Annotated in this window: 4 protein-coding genes, 1 rRNA gene and 1 pseudogene; 1 reads left to right on the top strand and 5 read right to left on the bottom strand. The window is 71.4% G+C overall.

Features of this window, described 5'->3' with window-relative positions; all coding sequences use genetic code 11:
- Positions 1-6 precede the first annotated feature (6 nt).
- Positions 7-123: ribosomal RNA gene (gene rrf / locus HLK59_RS47650) — 5S ribosomal RNA — on the top strand.
- A 91-nt stretch (positions 124-214) separates the two neighbouring features.
- Here the strand turns inward: rrf and HLK59_RS47645 are convergent.
- The 5 genes and pseudogenes from HLK59_RS47645 to HLK59_RS47625 form a co-directional block, all read right to left on the bottom strand.
- Positions 215-1,525, bottom strand: coding sequence for a DUF58 domain-containing protein (locus HLK59_RS47645; RefSeq protein WP_171147935.1), 1,311 nt, complete (start codon positions 1,523-1,525; stop codon positions 215-217).
- Positions 1,525-2,517, bottom strand: coding sequence for a MoxR family ATPase (locus HLK59_RS47640; protein ID WP_171147934.1), 993 nt, complete (start codon positions 2,515-2,517; stop codon positions 1,525-1,527). The genes HLK59_RS47645 and HLK59_RS47640 overlap by 1 nt, the downstream gene beginning before the upstream one ends.
- Positions 2,514-3,704 (bottom strand): DUF4350 domain-containing protein, encoded by a 1,191-nt coding sequence (locus tag HLK59_RS47635; protein WP_171147933.1) that lies wholly within the window; start codon positions 3,702-3,704, stop codon positions 2,514-2,516. Before HLK59_RS47635 ends, HLK59_RS47640 begins: the two co-directional genes overlap by 4 nt.
- Complete coding sequence (locus HLK59_RS47630) at positions 3,701-4,462, bottom strand: DUF4129 domain-containing protein (protein ID WP_346779997.1); 762 nt, start codon at positions 4,460-4,462, stop codon at positions 3,701-3,703. Before HLK59_RS47630 ends, HLK59_RS47635 begins: the two co-directional genes overlap by 4 nt.
- Before the next feature lie 4 nt (positions 4,463-4,466).
- Positions 4,467-5,564 (bottom strand): annotated as a pseudogene (locus HLK59_RS47625) (hypothetical protein); the annotation flags it as partial.
- Positions 5,565-5,697: the final 133 nt, after the last annotated feature.

The following is a 5,697-nucleotide window of genomic DNA, read 5'->3' as shown; positions in this document are numbered from 1 at the left end:
TAGTGTTTCGGTGGTCATAGCGTGAGGGAAACGCCCGGTTACATTCCGAACCCGGAAGCTAAGCCTTACAGCGCCGATGGTACTGCAGGGGGGACCCTGTGGGAGAGTAGGACACCGCCGAACAAATATTAGAAAAGGCCCACGCCATCAGGCGTGGGCCTTTTTTGTTTTCCTAGTCCTTTCCTTTTCCCTTTCCGGGAATCCGGGAAAGGGATTACAGACGTCCGGCCGTCTTCAGGGCGAGATACGCATCCGCCAGCGCCGGTGCCAGCTCATCCGGTGTCGCGTCGACGACGGTGACGCCGTGACGTCGGAGCTGTTCCGCGGTGCGATGACGTTCGCTCTGTGCTTGTGCGGCTGATGCGGCCTCGTAGACGGCGTCGGTGTTTCCCCGGGCTTTGGCCATGCGGGAGACGTGAGGGTCGGCCACGGATGCCACGAGCACGGTGTGGCGCTGGGTGAGTTGGGAGAGGACGGGAAGCAGTCCTTCTTCGACCGGGGCGGCGTCGAGGGTGGTCAGCAGCACGATCAGAGAGCGGCGTGGGGCCGTCCTGAGCGCAGTGGCCGTAAGACCGCGTGCGTCTGTTTCGACGAGTTCCGGTTCGAGCGTCGCCATCGCGTTGACCAGGGACGGTAGGACGTCCCTTGCTGTGCGGCCCTGGACCAGGGCGCGGACCCGGCGGTCGTAGGCGAGGAGGTCGACGCGGTCGCCGGCGCGGGAGGCGAGTGCTGCCAGGAGCAGTGCCGCGTCCATGGAGGCGTCGAGGCGTGGGGCGTTGTCCACACGGCCCGCTGAAGTACGGCCGGTGTCGAGGACGACGAGGATGTGGCGGTCGCGTTCGGGGCGCCAGGTGCGTACGGCGACCGCGGACTGGCGGGCTGTGGCACGCCAGTCGATGGAGCGGGTGTCGTCGCCTGGGACGTATTCGCGAAGGCTGTCGAATTCTGTGCCCTCGCCGCGGGTGAGCACGCTGGTGCGGCCGTCGAGTTCGCGTAGGCGGGCGAGCTTGGAGGGGAGGTGCTTGCGGCTGGTGAACGGGGGCAGGACGCGTACCGTCCAGGGAGCGTTGTGGGTGCCCTGGCGGGAGAAGAGGCCGAGGGGGCCGTAGGAGCGGATCGTCACGCGGTCGGTCTGGCGGTCGCCTCGGCGGGTGGGGTGCAGGCGGGTGGTGAGGCGGCGGCGTTCGCCTGCGGGGACGGTGAGGCGGTGGCGGGAGGCCGTTGTCTCGGTGCCGGGGAGCCAGCTGCTGGGAGGCCAGGCGTCACGAAGGTGGGCCCGGAGCGGGCGGTTGGACGGGTTGGTGACCGTCAGGGTGACGTCGGCGGTCTCTCCCAGACGTACGGAGGTGTCGCCGGAGCGGGTCAGGCCGAGGCGGCGTACCGGGGCTGCGAGGGCGAAGTCGCAGGCGCAGGCCAGGGCCAGGGGGGCGTTCACGGCGAGGAGGCCGGTCAGGCCGGGTTCCCAGATGCCGACGGGGATCGAGCCCAGGGCCGCGATGAGTGCGGCGCGTCCGGTGAGTGCCATCAGCGGGGGACGGGGACGTGGGCGAGGATCGCCTGGATGACGGAGTCGGGTGTCACGCCTTCCATCTCGGCCGCCGGGCGGAGTTGTACGCGGTGCCGGAGGGTGGGGAGCGCGAGGGCCTTCACGTCGTCGGGGATGACGTAGTCGCGGCCCGTCAGCCAGGCCCAGGCGCGGGAGGTCGCGAGGAGGGCCGTGGCGCCTCGGGGGGAGACACCGAGGGTGAGGGACGGGGACTCGCGGGTGGCGCGGCAGATGTCGACGACGTAGGCCGTGATCTCGGGGGAGATGGTCGTCTTCGCGACCGCTGCGCGGGCGGCTTCCAGGTCCGCGGGGCCTGCTACCGGGCGGATGCCGGCGGCTTGCAGGTCGCGGGGGTTGAAGCCCTCGGCGTGGCGAGTGAGGACGTCGATCTCGTCCTGGCGGGAGGGGAGGGGGATGGTGAGTTTGAGGAGGAAACGGTCCAGCTGGGCTTCGGGCAGGGGGTAGGTGCCCTCGTACTCGACCGGGTTCGGGGTCGCGGCGACCAGGAAGGGGTCCGGGAGCGGGCGCGGGGTGCCGTCGACCGTGACCTGGCGTTCCTCCATCGCTTCGAGGAGGGACGACTGGGTCTTGGGGGGCGTGCGGTTGATCTCGTCCGCGAGGAGGAGGTTGGTGAAGACCGGGCCGGGCTGGAAGGAGAACTCGGCGGAGCGGGTGTCGTAGACGAGAGAGCCCGTCACATCGCTCGGCATGAGGTCCGGGGTGAACTGGATGCGCTTGGTGTCGAGTTCGAGCGCGGATGCGAGGGCGCGGACGAGCAACGTTTTGGCGACCCCGGGGACTCCTTCCAGTAGGACGTGTCCGCGGCAGAGGAGGGCGACGACGAGGCCGGTCACGGCGGGGTCCTGGCCGACCACGGCTTTGGCGATCTCGGCGCGCAGGGCTTCCAGGGAGGACCGGGCGGTGTCCGGATCCCCGGGGTACCCGGCGTTGTCAGTGGTCGGGGCCATCATGAACGGCGTACCTCTCTTTCGAGGGTGTCGAGTTGGTCGGCGAGGGAGACGAGGGCCGCGTCGTCGCTGGGCGGCGGGCCGAAGAGAAGCGTGGGCAGGGTCTGTCCGTCGTTGTGGAGATGCGCGGACAGCGCGGGCAGCAGGGCTTCGGGCGCGTGTGCCTGGGTGACGGGGACGCCTACGAGGGGGGCGAGGCGGGTGCGGGTGGTGGAGCGGAGAGCGGCGGCCGCGCGGTCGCGGGCGTTGGCCTTGCGGTAGAGGCGGGCGCGGCCTTCGACGGTTTCGGAGGCGCGGATCGCCACGGGGAGTTTCTCGGGTACGAGGGGGCCGAGTCGGCGTGCCCGCCAGAGGGCGGCGAGTGCTGCGGCGACGAAGAGCTGCAGGGTGCCCCAGCGCCAGCCTGCGGGGAGCAGGTCGAAGAAGCTGCGTTCGTCGTCGTCGGCGGCCGACGCGTCGGAGAGCGAGGGGAGGTACCAGACCAGATGGGGGCGGGAGCCGAGGAGTTGGAGGGCGAGGGAGGCGTTGCCCTGCTCGTCGAGGCGGTCGTTGCGCAGGATGTCGGGCGCGCCGAGTACGACGGTGTCGCCGTCCCCGGTCGTCGGGACGCGCAGCAGGGTGGCCAGGCGTTGGCTGGGGTAGCAGGAGTCGGCGTCGAGGTGGGTGGTGGTGTAGCGGATACCGCCGGTGTCGGCGGCGCCCGCGCGCCGGGCGGCGGGCAGGTCGCAGTCGGGCTCGAGTGTGGATTCCGCGCTGGTGGCGGGGTCTGCCGTGACGTCGGGGGCGAGCCGTCCGACGGATGCGCTGCCGGGGGCGACGAGGACGGTACGGCCGCCGGATTCGGCGGTCGCGGAGTGCAGACGGGTCTGTTGGCGATCCGTCAGCAGGTCCGGGAGGGCGACCAGGAGGGTGGTGTCCGGCTCGGCCGCGGCACGTGCCTCGTCCAGGGTGGTGACCACGCGCGTGGACACCCCGCGGTCGGCGAGGAGTTCGGCTACGGCGCGGCTGCCGTAGGGGTCGGCGGAGCGCGGGTCGAGGTTGCCGTGCCGGGCGTCGGAGCGCATCACGGCGATCGTGACGGCCGCCGCGAGGAGGGCGGCGAGGGCGAGGGCGATGCCTCGTGTGCGGGTCCATACCTGGCGGGCGGTGGGCGAGGCCGAGGTGGACGCGAGGGTGGCCTCGGTGGTCATTCGGCGGCTCCCTGGCGGGTGTTGGGGGCCGCGCTGTGGGTGCTGCTCGCGAGCTGGGGCTTGGTGCGTTCCAGGTCGCGGTCGAGTTCGGCGATGCGCTGGTACGACTGCTCGCTCGCCCTGCGGCCACCGTATGTGACGTCGTCGAAGTCGCGGGCGGCGGTGTGCAGCCGGTCCGCGCGGGAGGGCAGGGCGCGGGCGGTTTCCGCGGCGGCCTCGTCGGCGGTGCGGCCGGGGCGGATGTCGAGGAGGGCGCGTTCCTCCAGGGAGCGGACGATGGCCCGCATGCGTTCCTGGACGGCCTGGTTCCAGTGGCCCTGGGCGGCGTGTGCCTCGGAGGCCGCGCGGTGTTCGGCGGCGCTGCGGGGGCGGTCGTCGAACAGGGCGGCGGAGGAGGTGGGTTCGCGGCGCGGGGTGCCGAGGCGCCACCACAGGGCGCCCAGGACCGCGAGGACGGCCAGGATGATGACGACCAGGCCGAGCGCTCCGCCGGGGGCCGCGGTCGCGGCTGTGCCGAACACTTTGTCGATCCAGTCCCAGAAGGCGTTGAGTGCACGCTGGAACCAGCTGGGGTCGTTCTCGTGGTACAGACGTTTGGACAGCTCGTGTTGTGCCGCCTCGCGCGCCGGATCACGCGGGATGGTGATCGGCGGTTCGTCGCCGGAGCGCGACAGCGACAGCATGAAGGTGTCGCCGACGCGCACGACCGCGCCCGGCACCGCCGGCAGCGATGCCGGAACTCCCCCCGTCAGGCTCACCGCATCAGCCTCCGGGTGTGGGTCCGGGTGTGCCGGAGCCGTGGTCCTGGATGCCGGCCGCGCGGGAGAGGTCGAGGTCGAGGGCCTCGCGGCGGATGCGCTGGTCGATGTAGAGGAGCACGGTGACGCCCGCGGTGATCGGGAAGGTGATCATGGCGCCGATCACCGCGCCGATGCCGCTGACGATGAGGTACGTCCAGCCGAGATCGCTTCCGCTGTTCACGAGGCCGGTGAAGCCCTCGCCGTCCAGGGCGGAGGCGACGAAGGCGAAGGGGAGGACGATGATCGAGGCGACGATGTTGGCGATGAGCGTGGCGAGCAGCTGGATGCCGAAGACACGCCACCAGGAGCCGCGGACCAGCTTCGCGGAGCGGCTCAGCGACTTCAGGATGCCCTGCTTCTCCAGCATCAGCGCGGGCGAGGCGAGGGAGAAGCGGACCATCAGCCACAGGGCGACGACGCCGGTGGCGAGGCTGCCGAGGACGGCGAGGCTCGCACCCGCGTCGCCGGCTCCCGCGACGACGGCGAGGATGCCCGGCAGGGCTCCGACCGCGACGACGGCGAAGGCGATGAGGATCAGCAGGAAGATCAGGCCGAAGAGCTTGGCCACCTGAGGTCGGGCGTCGCGCCAGGCCTCCCCGGTGGTCACCGACTTGCCGAGGACCGCGCGGCTGGTGACCGTCGTGAGCAGGGCGGTCGCCACGATCGTGCCGATCAGCGAGATCAGGAAGACGACACCGGTGCTGAGCATGGCGTCGCCCAGGGCGCGGGTCAGTTCGTCGACGCTGGCGCTGGGGTCTTCGAGAGCCGAGGTGCTCGCGTCGTTCAGGACCAGGCCCTCGAGGAGGATGACCACGATCTGCGTGACGACCGCGACGGTCAGGGAGATGCCCAGGACCGTGCGCCAGTAGGTGCGCATGGTGGAGACCGCGCCGTCGAGGATCTCGCCCACGCCGAGCGGGCGCAGCGGGATCACACCGGGTTTGGCCGCCGGCGGGGGGCCGCCCCAACCGCTTCCCCAGCCGCCGTACCCGCCGTATCCGCCTTGACCCGCGCCGGGACCGCCGGGGCCGGCCGGGGGAGGGGTGCCCCAGCCCGGGCCGGCCCCGGCGCGCCCGGGCCGGGGCAAGGCCCGTCTCTTGTACACGTCTCCGGGGCCACGAGACGCCTGAGCACGACGGATGCTCGTCTACGGCTGAAAAAAAAGACAGAACTACACGAGCACACCTGCCACA

Origin of the sequence: Streptomyces sp. S3(2020), assembly GCF_013044505.1 — a bacterium.
In the GTDB taxonomy this organism is placed as follows: Bacteria; Actinomycetota; Actinomycetes; order Streptomycetales; family Streptomycetaceae; genus Streptomyces.
This window is presented reverse-complemented; position numbering and strand designations above follow the sequence as displayed.